At 55.5% G+C, this 16,766-nt stretch carries 15 protein-coding genes and 1 pseudogene; 6 read left to right on the plus strand and 10 right to left on the minus strand.

The window, feature by feature from the left end; genetic code table 11:
• Positions 1–192: 192 nt before the first annotated feature.
• From ABIE64_RS00275 to ABIE64_RS00305, 7 genes are all read right to left on the minus strand, one after another.
• Positions 193–1,173 carry an EamA family transporter gene (locus ABIE64_RS00275; RefSeq protein WP_354376294.1) on the minus strand — a complete coding sequence of 327 codons (981 nt, stop codon included), beginning with the start codon at positions 1,171–1,173 and terminating at the stop codon, positions 193–195.
• A 124-nt stretch (positions 1,174–1,297) separates the two neighbouring features.
• Entirely contained in the window at positions 1,298–2,161 is an 864-nt protein-coding gene (locus ABIE64_RS00280) for a carbohydrate ABC transporter permease (protein ID WP_354376295.1), read from the minus strand.
• Positions 2,158–3,066: a carbohydrate ABC transporter permease gene (locus tag ABIE64_RS00285; protein ID WP_007090528.1), complete on the minus strand. Its 909-nt coding sequence runs from the start codon at positions 3,064–3,066 to the stop codon at positions 2,158–2,160. The genes ABIE64_RS00280 and ABIE64_RS00285 overlap by 4 nt, the downstream gene beginning before the upstream one ends.
• Before the next feature lie 88 nt (positions 3,067–3,154).
• Entirely contained in the window at positions 3,155–4,420 is a 1,266-nt protein-coding gene (locus tag ABIE64_RS00290; protein ID WP_354376296.1) for an ABC transporter substrate-binding protein, read from the minus strand.
• Positions 4,421–4,434: 14 nt separating this feature from the next.
• Positions 4,435–5,574: an ABC transporter ATP-binding protein gene (locus tag ABIE64_RS00295; protein ID WP_354376297.1), complete on the minus strand. Its 1,140-nt coding sequence runs from the start codon at positions 5,572–5,574 to the stop codon at positions 4,435–4,437.
• Positions 5,571–6,356, minus strand: coding sequence for a DeoR/GlpR family DNA-binding transcription regulator (locus ABIE64_RS00300; RefSeq protein ID WP_007090525.1), 786 nt, complete (start codon positions 6,354–6,356; stop codon positions 5,571–5,573). Before ABIE64_RS00300 ends, ABIE64_RS00295 begins: the two co-directional genes overlap by 4 nt.
• A 188-nt stretch (positions 6,357–6,544) precedes the next feature.
• Positions 6,545–7,534: an NAD(P)/FAD-dependent oxidoreductase gene (locus ABIE64_RS00305; protein ID WP_354376298.1), complete on the minus strand. Its 990-nt coding sequence runs from the start codon at positions 7,532–7,534 to the stop codon at positions 6,545–6,547.
• Positions 7,535–7,687: 153 nt separating this feature from the next.
• Between ABIE64_RS00305 and ABIE64_RS00310 the strand changes: the two genes are divergently transcribed.
• Positions 7,688–8,182, plus strand: coding sequence for an Rrf2 family transcriptional regulator (locus ABIE64_RS00310; protein WP_354376299.1), 495 nt, complete (start codon positions 7,688–7,690; stop codon positions 8,180–8,182).
• Between the two features lie 152 nt (positions 8,183–8,334).
• Positions 8,335–9,261, plus strand: a complete 927-nt coding sequence (locus ABIE64_RS00315; protein WP_354376300.1) for a LysR family transcriptional regulator — start codon at positions 8,335–8,337, stop codon at positions 9,259–9,261.
• A 105-nt stretch (positions 9,262–9,366) separates the two neighbouring features.
• On the opposite strand, the gene ABIE64_RS00320 is transcribed toward ABIE64_RS00315, so the two are convergent.
• The gene (locus tag ABIE64_RS00320; protein ID WP_354376301.1) at positions 9,367–10,446 is read right to left on the minus strand and encodes a cytochrome-c peroxidase; all 1,080 of its coding nucleotides are present in this window, start codon (positions 10,444–10,446) and stop codon (positions 9,367–9,369) included.
• 179 nt (positions 10,447–10,625) lie between these two features.
• A complete protein-coding gene (locus ABIE64_RS00325) occupies positions 10,626–11,210 on the minus strand; it encodes an LOG family protein (protein ID WP_354376302.1) in 585 nt (194 codons plus the stop codon).
• Between the two features lie 362 nt (positions 11,211–11,572).
• Here ABIE64_RS00325 and ABIE64_RS00330 point away from each other — a divergent pair, with 362 nt between their 5' ends.
• From ABIE64_RS00330 to pssA, 4 genes and pseudogenes are all read left to right on the plus strand, one after another.
• Positions 11,573–12,559, plus strand: coding sequence for a hypothetical protein (locus ABIE64_RS00330; RefSeq protein ID WP_354376303.1), 987 nt, complete (start codon positions 11,573–11,575; stop codon positions 12,557–12,559).
• A gap of 223 nt (positions 12,560–12,782) precedes the next feature.
• Positions 12,783–13,916 (plus strand): Ig-like domain-containing protein, encoded by a 1,134-nt coding sequence (locus tag ABIE64_RS00335; protein ID WP_354376304.1) that lies wholly within the window; start codon positions 12,783–12,785, stop codon positions 13,914–13,916.
• 163 nt (positions 13,917–14,079) lie between these two features.
• Positions 14,080–14,784: pseudogene (locus ABIE64_RS00340) on the plus strand (phosphatidylserine decarboxylase); the annotation flags it as partial.
• On the plus strand, positions 14,784–15,644 hold the full coding sequence (gene pssA / locus ABIE64_RS00345) for a CDP-diacylglycerol--serine O-phosphatidyltransferase (RefSeq protein ID WP_007090516.1): 861 nt from the start codon (positions 14,784–14,786) through the stop codon (positions 15,642–15,644). The pseudogene ABIE64_RS00340 and the gene pssA, both read left to right, overlap by 1 nt.
• 62 nt (positions 15,645–15,706) lie before the next feature.
• On the opposite strand, the gene ABIE64_RS00350 is transcribed toward pssA, so the two are convergent.
• Positions 15,707–16,636, minus strand: coding sequence for a hypothetical protein (locus tag ABIE64_RS00350; protein WP_354376305.1), 930 nt, complete (start codon positions 16,634–16,636; stop codon positions 15,707–15,709).
• Positions 16,637–16,766: the final 130 nt, after the last annotated feature.

Genomic DNA, 16,766 nt, shown 5'->3' on the forward strand with positions numbered 1-16,766 from the left:
GGAAACGCCCGGGCGGGTAACCCGGGCGTTTCGGTCCATCCGGAAGGGAGACCACCGGATGGAAACAGGGTCGGACGGCCAATTTTTTGGGAGGCTGGCCGTTTGGGGATGCGGTCAGAAGAAAGGGGCTCCTGACCGCCGGGCGACCCTGCATTGGTGGCGCAAGGGGGGCTTATTGTTCTTTTCGTTCTCTCAGGCCGGGGCAGTGGGGGCTGCCCCAGCCGGGGTGGTTGCACCAAGCGCCTTCAGGCGTCTGGAATGGAGACGTTTCGAATAGGTGATCTGAATAATGCCCAGCATCACCAGAAGGGCCGAAATCCAGAAAACGCTGTTATGGGTGGGGGCTGGCGTCAGTTCAAATTGCGCGGCCAGCATTTCAAGGCCCAGAAGGATGAAAGGCAGGATACTGGTCGCAAGGATGTATTTCTCCATCCCGGCTGTCTTGATCGACCGCAATGTCAGGACCATGGCAGGACCGCGCAATAGTGTGCCAAGGATCAGACCGGCCAATATGGTCTCGATCCCGAAGAACCCGTCAAGCGAGGTATAGGGGATCGGAACCGGGCTGATAAAACCGATCAGCGGCGGGAAGATCAAAAATACCGATGCGGTAATCAGCAACAAAACCCCGGTAAATCGCAGATGCGACCACGCATCTTTGATCTGGTTGTCAGGGTGTTTTTCCGCCAGAACGGATGATAAAATCGCCGTAACCTCGGACGCCAGCATCAACCACACCGCAGGGTTGGCAAGGCCGTCGGGCAGATGCCACGCCAGAAAACCGGCACCGGCAAGCAGGATCGTGTGCCCGAACCATTCCGCCTTGCCCGGTGCGCGACCAAGGATAAAGGCCGCGGCAAGGGCCGCCATCGGCATGCCGGTTTGTGATAAAATTCCGCTTTCAGGCGCGCTGATATAGACCAGTGCCGCGGTCCAGCTGACCCTGGTCAGAACGCGCAAAACCCCATATGCCCAGTTGATCGGCAAGGTGAATTGCCGCCACGGAATGAGCCTTCCTGGTGCCATCAGCACAAGTGCCAGCCCGCCGAAAACCAGTTGCCAGCAGGTCATGGCATAAACATCGACATCAAACGCTGTCAATGCAATCCGGTTGCACACCAGAAGCATCGCCCAGACGACTGTTGTGCTGACAAGCAGGATCAGAACCGGCATATGAAAAAACTTCAAAAGTTATGAACGCTGCCAGTCTGTTGGATTCAGGAATGAATAGCCATGCCCGATATTTAAGTGGCGTTATTCAAATTTGTATCGCCGGGTCAACGGGACAGCTTTCGGTTCATCTGATCCCGGCACGCAGAAATGCCTGAATGAACTGGCGCTGGAAAATCAGGAAGGCGATCAGAAGCGGCAAAATGGTCAGGATGGTGGCAGCACTGATAACCGAAATATCAACACCGGTTTCCGGCGCACCAAACAATGAAAGCCCCACGGTCAAGGGCCGGGTTTCCGGTGAATTTGTCACGATAAGCGGCCACAGGAAATTGTTCCAGTGGGTCGCCACCGACACCAGCGCATACGCCAGATAAACCGGCTTGGCCGCAGGGACATAAACCTTCCACAAAACGCCCATCCAGCTGCATCCCTCTATACGTGCGGCTTCTTCAAGTTCAAGCGGTACGGATTTGAAGGCCTGACGCAGCAGGAAAATGCCAAATGCGCTGGCCATATAGGGCAGGCCGATGCCAAGGGCGGTATCAAACAGGCCCAGTTTGGCAACTATGGCATAGTTTTCGACAATCAGAACTTCTGGCAGGATGAACAACTGCAACAGCACCAGAATGAAAAGGGCATCACGGCCGCGGAACGCAAACCGGGCAAAGGCAAAACCGGCCAATGTGCACAAAACAAGCTGACCCATCAGGATCAGGGACACAAGCGTAAGCGTATTGACGAAATAGCCGATCCAAGGCACGGCATTCCAGACATCAATGAAATTCTGCAAGGTCAGTGGTGCACTGAAATCAAGTTCCAGTGCACTGCCCGACGGTTGCAGTGCCGCCCAAAGGGCAAACAACAGCGGCGCAATCCAGACAAGAGCAAGAATCCATGCGCCCAGCGTATCGAGAATCCTGGCAAGATCGGGGAACCGAATATGTGGTTGGGCGATGTGTGATGGGCGGGTGCCGAGATGTACGTTCATCGGTAATGGGTCCGTTTTTCAACCAGTCGGAATTGCACGATTGCGACGATACCAAGTACTAGCAAAACCATCATGGTCATTGCCGCGGCATGCGGGCGGTCGAAATAGGCGAATGCCATTTCCCAGATCCAGTAAAGGATCAGTTTTGACGCATTGTTCGGCCCGCCTTTGGTGAGGATGAACAGATGATCTATCAGTTTGATCGAATTGATTAGCGCATTGACAAAGACGAATATCGTGGTTGGCATCAAAAGCGGCAAAAGCACCCGTCGTGTATAGGTCCAGCGACCGGCCCCTTCAATGCGGGCCGCTTCGCGGAGGTCCGGCGGAATGGTCTGAAGGGCTGCCAGATAGAAGATCATGAAGAACCCGGCTTCTTTCCAGATCGTCACGATGATGACCGCGGCCAGTGCCGTTTCGGGCTGCCCTAGCCAGTTGGTCGGTTCCGCGCCGAAAAATCCGGTAATACGATCAATGATGCCAAGATCGGGGGTATAGAAAAACAACCATAAATTCGCCGCGGCAATCATCGGCAGGATTGTCGGCGTGAAATAGGCGCTGCGCACAAAGCTTCGTGCGGGAATATGCGCGTTGGCCCAAAGCGCCATGATCAGGGCAAAGATGATCGAAACCGGAATTGTAACCCCGGCATAGATCAGATTGTTGCCTGCCACGGTCCAGAATGTCGGATCGGCAAACAGATCAAGATAGTTTTCAAATCCCGCAAAGCTGCTGGGGCGGCGTGTTGTGCCACGGGTAAACAGACTGCCAAAGAAGGTCGCGATGGCCGGGTAAAATGCAAACAGGCTAAGCAACGCCAACGACGGTGCCATCAGCATCCAACCGTAAAGAGCAAGTTTGCGTCTTTGTATTGCTGCCAGATCGTTTCGAGGCTGATCACCCATCGAGGCCACGTCCTGAATTCAAAAGAATTTCAAATGAAGAAAGCAAAAGGGCCGGGACGGGGGGAAACCGTCCCGGCAGCAGATCGGCTTAGTTGAACGCCTTAAGAAGACGGTTGGCATCTTCCTGGGCGTCGATCAGGGCCTGTTTCGGCGATTTTTCGCCGGTCAGAGCCGCCTGAATGGCGTTGTTAAGAGATTCACGAACACGGGCTGTTTCATAGGTCGAGAATTCCGGAATTGCGACGTTAAGCTGATCGCGGGCAACCACAGCCTGCGGGAATTCGCTGGCATAGGATTTCAGCGCGTCGGTTTCGTAGGATGCCGGGGTAACGCCGACATAACCGGTTGCAATTGACCATTCTGCGGCACGTTCCGGCGCGGTCATGTATTTGATCAGGTCAAGCGATGCGGCCTGCTGTTCCGGGCTGGAACCCTTGAACATATAGAAGTTGCCGCCCCCCGTCGGTGAACCGGGCTTTTTATGTGCCGGAAGCATGGCAACACCGAAGTCAAACTTGACTTCTTTTTTGACAGCAGACAGGTTGCCTGTTGAATGCCACATCATGCCGGTCTGACCCTGCACGAAAGCCTGACGAAGTGTGCCCCACTCAATCGTGCCCTCGGGCATGATCTTTTCTTTTGTGGCGAGGCCGCGCCAGTATTCAAGAGCCTCGATGACGGCAGGATCATCGAAATACGTTTCCGTTCCGTCGGCATTCATCAGTTCCTTGCCATTCTGAATGGCAAAGCACTGGAACATCCAATAAGGATATCCGGTGGACGGAACCATTAGACCCCATTTGCCGTCTTTGGAAAGCGCCTTGCCCGCGGCAACCATTTCTTCCCAGGTCTGGGGTGGAGTTTCAGGATCAAGACCGGCTTCGCGGAACATGTCCTTGTTGTAGTACATGACGATGGTTGAACGCTGGAACGGGATGCCCCAGGTTTTGTTGTCGACTTTGCCATTGGCCATCAGCGCCGGATAGAAGCCGTTAAGCCATTTCTTGTCTTCTGCGGTTTTGACAACATCATCAAACGGAATGATCAAATCCTGTTCGATCAGGTCATAGACATCGATCGAAAACATCACCGAAAGCTGCGCCGGATCGCCGCTTTTGATTGCAGAAACCGCACGCAGTCGGGTGTCGTCATAGTTTCCGGCATAAATCGCATTGACCTTGACGTCGGGATGTTCGGCTTCAAAACCGTCAATCATGCCGTCGATTACTTCGGTCAACGCACCGCCAACGGCGATGGGGTAATACATTGTCAGTTCGGTTGCGGCAAAGGCCGGGGTTGCCGCCGAAGCAAGCAGACCGGCAGCAAAAGCGGCACTGGTAATGGAATTACGCATCGGTTTCTGTCCTTTTACGATGTCGGAATTGCTGAGTGATTGGTCGTCGTAACAAAAGATTTTTGCGTTGCATGGTCGTTCATCGCCGCCGAAAGACGATGACCGTGTTCGCGATCAAACCAGTGGGCAGCAACGCCAGCCCAACTGAGCGAGACTTGTGTCCCGGGCGAAAGATGCACACGACCGGGCAGGCGGGCCGTTGTCCCGTCGGTTCCGTCTATTGACAGATAGACAAAGGTTTCCGGTCCCAGGAACTCGCTGGATATGACCGTCGCGGAGAGGCCCGAAGCACTGTTTTGCTGGTCGGTATCAAGTTTGATGTCTTCGGGTCTGATGCCGACAATCAGATTGTCGGGTCGTGCACCGCTTGGCAGGGCGTCGGACGGGATTGCGGTTGCTGGCAATAGCCCCATTGGCGGGCTGCCGACAAAGCTTGCGGCAAAGGCGGTGGCGGGTTTCAGATAAAGGTCTGCCGGGGTTCCTGCCTGCTCGATACGGCCATTCTTCATCAGGATGACGATATCTGCCATGCTCATCGCTTCGGTTTGATCGTGAGTGACATACACCACCGTGATGCCAAGGCGTTGCTGCAGGTCGCGAATATCCTTGCGCACGGAATGCCTCAGTTTTGCGTCCAGATTGGATAGTGGTTCATCCATCAGGCACAGCGGATGCCCGGCAACGATGGCGCGTGCCAGTGCAACCCGTTGACGTTGTCCGCCCGAAAGTTCGGCAGGCTTGCGTTTCTCCAACCCTTCCAATCCGGTCACACCGAGCGCATCGGCCAGGCGTTTCGCCATTTCAGCCTTGGCGCATTTGCGAACCTTCAGGCCAAAAACAATGTTTTCTGCGACGCTAAGGTGAGGAAACAGCGCATAGGATTGAAACACCATGGATAGCTGTCGTTTTGACGGCGGGACTGCGGTGACGTCCTGATCGTCAATCAGAATGCGACCCTGATCGGCGGTTTCAAGACCTGCAATCAGACGCAGCGTGGTTGACTTTCCGCAGCCGGAAGGCCCCAGCAGAACGACAAAGCTGCCGCGCGGTATATCAACGGAAAGGTCATGAACACCGTTTCCACCGTCAAAAATGCGTGAAACATTTTCGATCCTGATAAAGGGTCTTTGGGAGTCGGGGGTCTGAGACGTCATTTGAGAGTTTCGCCTTTTGCTATTTGCAGCCGGTCGAGGATGTCCTGGCGCTGGAACAGGGCGTTAAAATCACCGCCGGGTTTTTGATCAATGACGATCATGTCGGGATCGGTGAGGTGCCCGCCCTTGGCCGGGGCCGGGCGACCGAATTTCGATTGATCGGCAACCAGAATGGAATTTCGGCAGTTTCCAATGATCGCCTGACGCAAGGCAACTTCGCGATGGTCGAAGTCGGTCAACGTTCCGTCGGTTTCAATTCCGCCAACACCGAAAATACCGAAATCAGCTTTGTAGTTATGGAACATCTCTTCGGCGTCCGGTGTGATCAGGTCTCGATCAGGCAGACGCACAGTGCCGCCAGGAATAACGATCCGGTTGCTGGTATTTGTGCCCAGCGCCATCGCGACATTCAGATTGTTGGTAATGACGGTCAGGTTGCGATGATCCGCCAGATTAAGCGCCAGCAATTCAAGTGTGCTGCCGATCCCGATCAGGATTGATGCCCCGTCGGGAATTTTCCCGGCAACATGCAGCGAAATGGCGTGCTTGGCGGCAATGTTGGTCACCTGGCGATTGTCATATGACAGGTTCATGCCCGGCTCGCCGGCGTATTCGGCCCCACCATGGCGTCGGCGCACCAGATTGGCGTCGCTTAAAATATTGACGTCGCGACGCACGGTTTGTGGTGTGACTTCAAATTGGTCCGCCAATGCATCAATGGATGCAAAGCCATCACGGCGCAGAATATCGATAATATGGCGTTGCCGGATTGAGATGTTCATCTGATCGCTTGATTTGTTGTTTTGAACATAACTGCGATCATAGAGAGCTTCGTTGTCACTAAGATTTCAGAAGAGTGACATTCGTATGAATGTTGTTTTCGGTCCTTTTCCAGTATGATTGCGGCCACCGGGATGCCCCGATGGCCGGGTGAAAATCATGTCGCGAGATTGCTGTGATTGCGTTTCAACTATGTAAAAATCAACGACTGATGCACCCCAACCCCGGCCAGAACGCCCGCGGCCGAGGCCAGTGTGGCATTATGGCGCGCGGTGGCGGCATCGCCAGCGGCAAAGACGCCGGGGATGCTGGTTTCCTGTGATGCGTCGACCTTGATGAACGGTCCGGCAAGGCCTTCTTCGAACCTGCAACCCAGCATTTCCGCAAGTGGATTGGTCATTGAAACAGTTGGCCCGGCAAACAGGGCCTGAATGGGTTTGGTGCGCCCGTCGGCCAGTTTAACGGCGTCAAGTTCGGGGGCGGTGCCGATCAGTTCGACTATCGGGCTTTGTTCAATCGTGATGCCGCGCGTATCCATCTGTGTGCGGATTTCAGGTTCCGGTTCGTATTTCCCTTGGGTGAAGAAGGTCGTTGGGCCCCAGTCCGGGATCATCATTGCCTGATGGGTGGACATCGGGCCGGTTGCCAGCACGCCAAGTTCCCGGTCACGAACTTCGTAACCATGGCAATAGGGACAATGCAGCACGGTTTTGCCCCAACGCGGCATCAGACCGGGAATGTCGGGCAGGGTGTCAACCACGCCGGTAGCAAGGATCAGGCGGCGGGCCTGAAAGCGGCGGCCATCTTCCAGCGATACCTTGAAACGGTTGCTGTCTTCGTCCCCGGTTCCGGCGGTATCCGGTTCCAGTCGGGTCGCGGTTTTTGCCATGCCATGCGCAATGCTGACGGTGGGATAGGCGCGAATTTGCCCCATCGCCAGACGGGCAATTTCATCCGGGCTTTTGCCATCCATCCCGAAAAAGCCATGCGATGCCGCGGCGAAACGGTTGCGCGGCAATCCGGCATCAATGATGCAAATCTCTTTGCGGGCACGGGCCAACTGCATGGCAGCGGATAAACCGGAAAAACCGGCACCGATGATGATCGCGTCATAAAGTTTTTGCGAGTCCGGCATCGAAACTGGATGGCCAGATGATGAGGGTGCGGATGTATCGGACATATCGGGGCTCCGTAAGGTAACTGAAAATGAATCATGTAACTTTATAAGTATCGTGATTTTGCAATGTCAAGGGTCTTGAAACTTTTGGTGTTGCGAATATGCGCCAAAGCCCGATAGTCTGGCCGTAATATTGCCAGACCAAGGAAACCATCAATGCGCCGTGACAGTCGCCTTTCCCGCATGTTGCACGTCCTGATCCATATGGATCGGTTTGGCGGGGCGATGACGTCCGACATGATTGCCCGGATGCTTGATACCAATCCGGTTGTGGTTCGACGCACGATGGCAGGGTTGCGCGATGCCGGTTATGTGCGATCCGAAAAGGGGCATGGCGGCGGATGGGTGATTATTCGTCCGCTTCCGGAAATCACGTTTCTTGATATCCATAACGCGCTTGGCAATCCGTCGATCTTTGCCTTGGGGGTTGCGGTCGAACATCCCGAGTGTCTGGTTGAACAGGCGGTAAATGCCGCCCTTGGCAGTTCGTTTGACGCCGCCGAGAAACTTTTGCTTGAACGGTTTGCGTCGGTCACGCTGGCCGATCTTGCCACTGACGTCGATCAGCGCTGGCCGACCGAGCCCGATGGCAAATGGACCGGACCGGGCAGCATTTTTGAACATCTGCCTCAGTCCGGCGATACCGAATAACCATACCTTGCAAATACTTGTGGCTCTATGTCTGTGCCCGCGCAACCATGGCTTGCAGGATCGGTGGTGATCCAATAATGAATAACAACGGGATTTTTTGATGATCCGTTATTCAATCCTGTATCGCGCCCCACCACCAACCGAGGCCCCCGATGACAACCAAAAAACCGGACTGGGATCATATACGCGTGTTTCTTGCACTTGCGCGCACGGGCAGCCTCAGGGCGGCCTCTCAGGAGCTTGGCGTCAGCCAGCCGACATTGGGGCGGCATTTGTCCGCCCTTGAAGATGTCGTCGGCGTGGTGCTGTTTGATCGCCTGCCTGAAGGATTGCGCATGACCGAAGCCGGGCGCGATTTACGCCCGCGCGCCGAGGCGATGGAAGAAGCCGCCTTTGCCTTTCACCGGCAGGGCGATGCGATATCGGGCATTCGTGACCGGCAGGTCCGCCTGACCGCCAGTGCGTGGTCGGCCCTGTTTCTGGCAGGTCAGATTGATAGCAAACCCGATGGGCTTTACCTTGAAATCCGGCAATCCGATGATACGCAATTGCTGACCAAGCGCGAGGCGGACTTTGCCGTCCGGCATGGTTTGCCTTTGACCGGGGATTTCATTACCAAGCGGCTTGGCACGATTTCATGTGCGATCTATGCGACCGAAAGATTGGCGTATGATATGCGGGGTATGGGACCGGATCGGGTATTTGCCAATGCGCCGTGGATCTGTTTTTCGGAAGAATTCGACCTTTATGAAAGCCAGCGCTGGTTGCTGGCCCATATTGACGGCAATAAACCGTTATTTCGCGCGGGCAATACCGCGATGCTGCAAAATGCATTGCGCACCGGGATCGGGGCGGGAATTTTGCCGTGCTTTCTGGGCGACAGCGACCCGGCACTGGCCCGGATTTCGCGCCCGATCGAGACGCTGGATTCTGATATCTGGCTGATTGTTCATCGCGATCTGCGGGCCGCCGAAGGTATCAAGCAGGCGACCAACTGGGTTGCCGATATGTATAAACGCCGGGTGATGCAGTTATCAGGTGCACGGGCCTCTGGCGGCGAGGGAATGGAACTGAAATAGGCAAAAGAAGTGCCGCCCGGGTTGTGTCGGGCGGCAGGTTCGCAAAGAGCGTGTCGGGGTTCGCACCTTTGCGGCTACTTTCTGCTTTTCCACACCCCTGTGGGATCAGTTTGCGACCATTGCGGCCGGTTTGGGTGTGGTTTTGCTGCTGACCGGCAGGATTGGATATTCCACCCGCGGCGCTTCCCCGGTCAGGGTCATGAGGAAGGCGGTAATCGCCTTGATCTGGCTGTTGTCAAGTTCAGCACCAAGCTGGCTTGATCCCATGATCGCAACCGCCTGCTCCAGGTCCCAGACCTTGCCGGAATGGAAATAGGGCGCGGTCAGTTCGATATTGCGGAGCGGTCCGGCGCGGAACACATAGTCATCCGTTGCCGTCTGGGTCACGGCAAAGCGGCCCTTGTCATCGGGCGGCAGGATTTCCGCACCCGGCTGTTCGACAACACCGAACGGATAATAACCGGTGCCACCGACATTCACCCCGTTATGGCAGGATGCACAACCGGTATCGATGAACAGTTCAAGTCCGGCCATTTCGGTTTTGGTCAGGATGGCATCGTTTCCTTCGAGGAACTGGTCAAACCGTGATGCCGGGGTGATCAGGGTTGCTTCGAACGCCTCGATCGCCTTGGCCATGTTGTCAAACGTTACCGGGTCGCTTTCACCCGGGAAGGCGTGGACGAATTTCTGGACGTAATCGCCCATGCTTTTCAGTACCTCGACAACGCGTTCGGGGGTGCTTGCCATTTCAACTCCGGCCTGAACCGGGCCCTTGGCCTGTGCCTTCAGGTCTTCCGCACGTCCGTCCCAGAACTGTGCTTCGTTAAACACGGCATTCAGAACGGTCGGGGCGTTACGTGGGCCTTTCTGCCAGCCATGACCGATGGATGTTTCAAGGTTGTCATCCCCGCCCATGCCCAGATTGTGGCATGTATTGCACGAAATCAGCGCACTGGCCGACAGACGCGGATCAAAGAACAGCATCTTGCCCAGTTCGACCTTTTCGCGTGTGAGCGCGTTGCCTTTGACGGCTGGTACCATTGACGGAATGACTTCGAAATGCTCAAGGGCCGTCTTGCGCAAGTCAGAAGGTGATGGTGGTTCTGCTGCAAGGACGTTCCCGGCGACCCCCAGCATGGCAGCAATGGAAACAAGGCTGCCGACCAGACCACGATACGATTTCATTTGCTCTCTCCCAAATGATGGTGGTTCGGGAAGTAAAACAGGCGGCAAATGCAATCACGATGATATATGTCAAGTGCCTAAAATAAATGTAATATCAGTATGTTGATTGGAATTTTACAAAGAAAAATCCGCAAGAATCGATATCTTGCGGATTGGATATCGTGGCCGTTTAATCGGGCTTAAAGAAGCTTTTCACGCGGATCGAATTTTGGGGCGGGTTCGGCTTCAAGCTGTTCAAACACTTCATCCAGCGTTTCGGCCACCGTAAACAGATTGCGGTTGCTTTCACGTGCAAAGCCGTCTTCGATAATGCCATCAATCATATCAAGGCATTTGTCCCAATATCCAAGGGCGTTCATGAACACCAGCGGCTTGTCATGGATGCCAAGCTGGCGCAGCGTTAGCGCCTCGAAGGCTTCGTCAAGGCTGCCAAGGCCACCGGCAAGGGTGACGAACGCATCCGAACGTTTGAACATTTCGACCTTGCGTTCATACATGGATTTGCAGACGATCAGTTCGCTAAGCCCCTTATGGCCGACTTCGATGTCATCCAGATGGGCCGGGATGATGCCGACCACCTTGCCGCCATTTTTCATGACCGCATCGGCAACTGCGCCCATCAATCCGATACGGCCGCCACCATACACCAGTGTTATGCCGCGTTCGACCATCATTTTGCCAAACGCAATCGCGTTTTCCATGTGCTGGGGGTTTTTGCCGTTCGAAGCGCCGCAAAAAACACAGATCGATTTAACTCTTGTCATGGCAACCTGCCTCTTTGTTGTTATCTCGCAGGTAACTCTCGCCTGAACATCGCGCCATGTGGATGGTGCGTTTGTCGTCTGGCGACGTGGCCCGTCTATCTGCCGAGCATAGACTATTGCGTGGTCACCCGGTCAATAGTTTCCTTTGCGAAGTTCCCGTGACATCGGGTTATCGATATCATGTGATTCTTGCCGCATTTTTGCCTTGGCAATCGCCATGATCGGGCGCGATAAGCCGAGGTGATTTTTTCGCCGATGGTTAACAGGTTCTGAACCTGATTGTGGGATGGCTATTCGCATCTGCGCGCAGGCCATGTTCGCGTAGGTTGAAATGAAACAACAAGAAGGCAGGATCGCCCAACGTGTTTGTCGACAGTCCCTTTTGGCTCGCCATTCTGGTGTCCGGTGTTATTGCCACGGTCTTGATGCTTGCCCTTTGGCTGGGCCTTGACCGGGCCCTTGCGCGGCGCATGGTGCTGGCTGCGGTTATTCCGGCGGTGGTGGTTGCCGTCCCGGCGGCCATCGGTTTGCCTGCAACCGCCCGGGGTGGTGTGGGGGCAGCACTTCTGATGCTGGTGCTGGGCGGCGTTTGCGGCGCTATCCTTGATTTCGCACATTTGCGTGCGCGCGCTTGCGCGATTGTCGCCATTTTGTTGATGCTGCTTGGCGGCTGGCTGGTTCTGGCAGCCCCGGTTACCGGGCTTTTGTCTCATCCGGGCGGCTTGGTGACGCTGGTGTGGATCACCTATATCCTGATCGGTGCGTCCTTTTTGTGGGTGACGCGCCCCAATTTTGACGAGGACGAAGACCCGGCTGTGACCAAGGGCAGGGGCAAAAAGAACGGCAAATCGGCAAAATCCGCCAAAACATCGACAAAATCTGTTGTTACAAGCGACGAGGATGCGGCGAAACCGGCCCCGGTTGCGACCTTTGTCGCGCTTGCCATCGGGCAGGGGATTATCGCCGCCCAGTTTGGTCTGCACGATCATGTGGTGTTTCAGGCCGGTCTTTCGGTGGCCCTTTTGGTGGCGCTGATTTCCGAAAAGGCCGCCCCGCAATATCGCGCCGCCTTGTGGTTGGCGATCAGTACCGCCCTGATGGCAGGCGCATCGGGCGTGATGCTGGCGGCGCCGGGGGCGACATTTGCCATGGCGGTTCTGGTTCTGGTGGTGTTTGCCGGGTCGGGGGCGGCGCGGATTGCCGCCCATTTGCCGGCCGATATGGGCGCTAATGCCGGGGCGGGCGGTGCGGTTCTGGCGATGCTGGTGCGGGTATCCGTTCTGGCGCTACCAGTGCTTGTGGCGGCACTTGTGGCCTATATCGGGGCGACAATGCAGGCCATTCCGTAAGGAATTCGGCACAAGGCTTGACCAACAGCGCTGATTCTATTCATCTTTGCCTAACTGTTGCACTGTAATCTCGGTTTGTTACGTTATGGAAACTGTGTGCTGAAAGTAGTACAAGGTTCTAATTAACGCGTCGGGCGGGGCGTTTGGGGGACTTAATGACTGATAGTTACAAGGTTTCGACGCCGCCCGTAATAATCATAACCACCGTTCAAGGATATTACCGGTGAAAAGACCTTATATCCTCGTCATCATTGGCGTGCTGCTGATTGTCGCTGCGATCTCGTTGAATTATATGCTGACACAGTCGGCAGATGAAGCCGATACACCGGCAAGAACAACAGCACCGCCCGCCGTGACACCGGATGCCGGAAATACGCCGCAGGTCGCGCCGGAACAAACCGACGCCGCACCCGAAGTTCGCACGCCGAGCTTTGACGTTGTGCGCATCGGACCGGATGGCAATGCCGTGATTGCCGGTCGCGCCGCCCCCAACAGCACCGTGCGCATCCGCGAGGGTGATGAAGTCATCGGGCAGGCAACCGCTGATGAACGCGGGGAATGGGTGGTTTTGCCTGATAAGCCGCTGTCAAGTGGTGACCGGGAATTGTCGCTTGAATCCGAAGACAGCACTGGCGAAGTCTATAAGGGCGATGACAATGTCGTGGTTCTGATTCCTGAAAAACCGGCATCAGGCGAAGCCACAACGGTCGAACAGTCCGGTGACGCGGCAAAAGACGATGACAAGGCAGAACAGCCGATCATCGCCATGCGCGTCCCCAAGAAAGGTGGTGCCGCGAGCGTCATGCAGGGCCCGGCCCCCGAAGATATGAGCGAAGAAACCGCGCGCGAACTGGCCCAGGCGATGCCGGAAGGGTCGGAAGTTCCCGCAGCAGCGATGCCGCGCCTGTCGATTGATGTTGTCGATTATGACGAACAGGGCCGGGTTGCCATGTCTGGCAAGGCCGATGACGACACCAGCATTCGCGTTTACCTTGACAACAAATTTGTCGGCAGTGCCTCGACCGGGGATGACGGCAACTGGGCCCTGACAATTGGCGAACCGATTGAGCCGGGCCAGTATCAGTTGCGCGCCGATCAGCTTGATGCGTCCGACAAGGTGACGGCACGTGTTGAACTGCCGTTTGAACGTGCCCGCCCGGATCAGATTCTGGAGCCGGGGACACGTTATGTCGTTCAACCGGGCAACAGCCTGTGGCGGATCGCGCGCCGGACCTATGGTGATGGCCTGCAATACTGGGTGATTTACAACCAGAACCGCAAACAGATCCGTGATCCCGACCTGATTTATCCGGGCCAGATTTTTGCGCTTCCGGAAAATGGAACCGCTCAGCAGTAATTGCTGTTCTTTGCGAGGGGCAAAACACATGATAATGGTGTTTTGCCCCTTTTTTTATTCAGGGCCTTTCGGGTTGCGTTGCCCTTTGTCATCACTAGATGCTAAGAACGCGACCAACCGGTAGTATCGATACCGTCATTGTTATGCCCATACCCATGGCAACCAGGGAATAAAGACTTTGAAATCCGTTCTTGTGCCGATCAATCCCGAAGGCTGGAAATTCGTTGCGATTTTTGCAGCGATCACCGTGGTTCTGTTTCTGATTGCCGAACCGCTGGGCTGGATCGGTGTGATCCTGACACTCTGGTGTGCTTATTTCTTCCGCGACCCTGACCGTATTACCCCGGTTGACGAAAATCTTGTCATTTCCCCGGCGGATGGCCGCGTCTGCATGATTTCCAAGGCACCACTGCCCAAGGAACTTGAACTGGACGACAAAACGCCGCGTACCCGCGTTTCGATTTTCATGAATGTGTTCAACGTTCATGTGAACCGTTGCCCGGTCAATGGTGAAGTCGTTGGCGAGGCCTATGTGCCCGGCAAATTCGTTAATGCCGAACTCGACAAGGCATCGGAAAACAACGAACGCCAGATCCTTCTGGTGCGTGACAGGGAAGGTCGCGAGTTCGGTGTTGTCCAGATCGCGGGTCTGGTAGCACGTCGTATCCTTTGCGATGTCGGTCGTGGTTCGCAGCTTAAGGCGGGTGAACGTTTCGGCCTGATCCGTTTCGGATCGCGGGTTGACGTTTATCTGCCCGAAGGTGTCGAACCCAAGGTCATCGTTGGCCAGACCACGATTGCGGGTGAAACCATCCTTGCCGATATTGCGGCCAAGGGGGTTGAAGCGGCCGTCGGGGAGATTCGCTAATGGCAGGCGGCATCCGGCAAGATCATCGCCCCCGTCGGTTCAAGGCATTATCGCTCAGCCGTCTGGCGCCGAATGTCGCGACCCTGATGGGGATGTGTGCGGGGCTGACTTCGATCCGTTTTGCGATGCAGGATCGATGGGAAGCCGCGGTTGCCGCCATCCTGATCGCCGGGATCATTGATGGCCTTGACGGTCGTCTGGCCCGGATGCTGAACGCATCAAGCCGTTTTGGGGCCGAACTTGACAGTCTTTCGGACTTTGTCTGCTTTGGCGTTGCGCCTGCGATGATGCTGTATTTCTGGTCGCTGCATGAATTCGGACCGGTCGGCTGGGCCTTGTCGCTTCTGTTTGCGGTGTGCATGGCATTGCGTCTGGCACGGTTTAATACCCAGATGCTGGGTGAACCGGAATTACCGACATGGGCTTATCGCTTTTTCACCGGCGTTCCGGCCCCGGCGGCAGCCGCCCTTGCGATGTGGCCGATTGTTCTGACCTTCCAGTTCGGGCGGGGCGTTTTTGACAGCCCCTATATCGTCGCACCATATGGTGTTCTGATTGCCGGACTGATGGTTTCGCGCATGCCGACCTTTTCTTTCAAAAAGGTCAAAATTCCGCGGGCGTGGGTTTTGCCACTGATGCTGGCATTCGGGGCGTCTGTGGCGTTTCTGGTGTCCTCGCCTTGGTTGACCCTGTCGGTGATTGCCGCGGTCTATTTCGCAACCTTCCCGCTGTCCTATCGGTCCTATCGCCGGATGGGTGTTGAAAACCAGCAGGAAGAAGTCCGAGCCGAGGAAGAAGACGATGACGGTGAACCCGACGACGATCCCGACGAGGGACTTAACAGGGTCCACCAGAACTGATCACACCCGATCAAGACTTTCCCAGGCACCGTTTTTACGGTGCCTGTTTTGTTTTGCGGATGTCATTGCATCGCGGATGCAGGGACATCACGCCTTGTTTTGAAATCACGCAGTGTTTCCTTGAAACGGGCACGGTCGGCGTGACCGAGATAATCGACATAATATTCAAGCCACGGCATGTCAGGATTGCTGGCAAGGATGTCATTGATCTTGGTGATCGCACCGATCCCGGTTGATGACCGGTTGCACGCAATGGCAAGATCAAGCAATCGCGGCATTCCCCCGATAGGCAGTGCAACCGTATCGGATACTTTGCCCTGTGCCCGGCGATGGAACTCGATTTCCACCGGAAAGGCCAGCATCCAGTCGATCCTCCCCATTTCCAGCATCAGAGGAAAACTTGATTGATTGTCGGTGCGCAGAACATTGGGGGAATCAATCGCCTCTGCCAGGATGCGATCAATATCGGGTCCATAAGACCGCGATTTAGCCAGCGCGGTATAGCGCGACGTGTCTCCCAGCAGGGCTTCAAGGTCAATCGTGCCGTCCCCGAACATATAGGGCTTGAATGACACCAGCGCGCTGTCGGGGACGACAACCGACAACGGCAGAAAGGGGGCGACGGTGTTGCTCAGGATGAATTCGCGCGCCCTTTCCGGGGTATTTTGCGTTCCGGGAATACAGACCGTCTGGCCGGTATCGTCGGTCATGCGCATGGCGTCATATGCACTGCGGCGTGGCAGGATTTTCATCAAATGATGATATTCGGGCATACGCACGATAAACCAGTCCAGCATCTGCGCGCCATAACCATTCAAGCGGTTTTCGACCTTGATGAAGCCCGGCATGTCTGCATCAATCGCCCAAAGGATATCGGTTTTGGTTTCAGGGGCTGATGGTCGCACGTCCTGCGCCATCACGCCCGATGGCTTCAAGGCCAGCAATGCCAATAATGCTGCAATCATCAGAGAACTGAAAAGTCGTCTGCCCATGCCAATTCTTCCGATCGCCAAGATGCGCGGTTCGATGTTTCGATTAGTGCTTATCCAAAGGTGGTGGGTTGGTGGTGAGGATCAATAGCCACACGACAGAAAATTGCGCCATAAATCCCATTGTTATGGA

Source organism: Thalassospira sp. MBR-102, assembly GCF_040549275.1.
In the GTDB taxonomy this organism is placed as follows: Bacteria; Pseudomonadota; Alphaproteobacteria; order Rhodospirillales; family Thalassospiraceae; genus Thalassospira; species Thalassospira xiamenensis.

Coding starts and splice junctions, on each gene's coding strand:
- ABIE64_RS00275 (WP_354376294.1), bottom strand. CDS start 1,173: ATGCCGGTTCTGATCCTGCTTGTCAGCACAACAGTCGTCTGGGCGATG.
- ABIE64_RS00295 (WP_354376297.1), bottom strand. CDS start 5,574: ATGACGTCTCAGACCCCCGACTCCCAAAGACCCTTTATCAGGATCGAA.
- ABIE64_RS00350 (WP_354376305.1), bottom strand. CDS start 16,636: ATGGGCAGACGACTTTTCAGTTCTCTGATGATTGCAGCATTATTGGCA.
- ABIE64_RS00320 (WP_354376301.1), bottom strand. CDS start 10,446: ATGAAATCGTATCGTGGTCTGGTCGGCAGCCTTGTTTCCATTGCTGCC.
- ABIE64_RS00310 (WP_354376299.1), top strand. CDS start 7,688: ATGCGCCGTGACAGTCGCCTTTCCCGCATGTTGCACGTCCTGATCCAT.
- ABIE64_RS00300 (WP_007090525.1), bottom strand. CDS start 6,356: ATGAACATCTCAATCCGGCAACGCCATATTATCGATATTCTGCGCCGT.
- pssA (WP_007090516.1), top strand. CDS start 14,784: ATGGCAGGCGGCATCCGGCAAGATCATCGCCCCCGTCGGTTCAAGGCA.
- ABIE64_RS00315 (WP_354376300.1), top strand. CDS start 8,335: ATGACAACCAAAAAACCGGACTGGGATCATATACGCGTGTTTCTTGCA.
- ABIE64_RS00305 (WP_354376298.1), bottom strand. CDS start 7,534: ATGTCCGATACATCCGCACCCTCATCATCTGGCCATCCAGTTTCGATG.
- ABIE64_RS00280 (WP_354376295.1), bottom strand. CDS start 2,161: ATGAACGTACATCTCGGCACCCGCCCATCACACATCGCCCAACCACAT.
- ABIE64_RS00290 (WP_354376296.1), bottom strand. CDS start 4,420: ATGCGTAATTCCATTACCAGTGCCGCTTTTGCTGCCGGTCTGCTTGCT.
- ABIE64_RS00285 (WP_007090528.1), bottom strand. CDS start 3,066: ATGGGTGATCAGCCTCGAAACGATCTGGCAGCAATACAAAGACGCAAA.
- ABIE64_RS00325 (WP_354376302.1), bottom strand. CDS start 11,210: ATGACAAGAGTTAAATCGATCTGTGTTTTTTGCGGCGCTTCGAACGGC.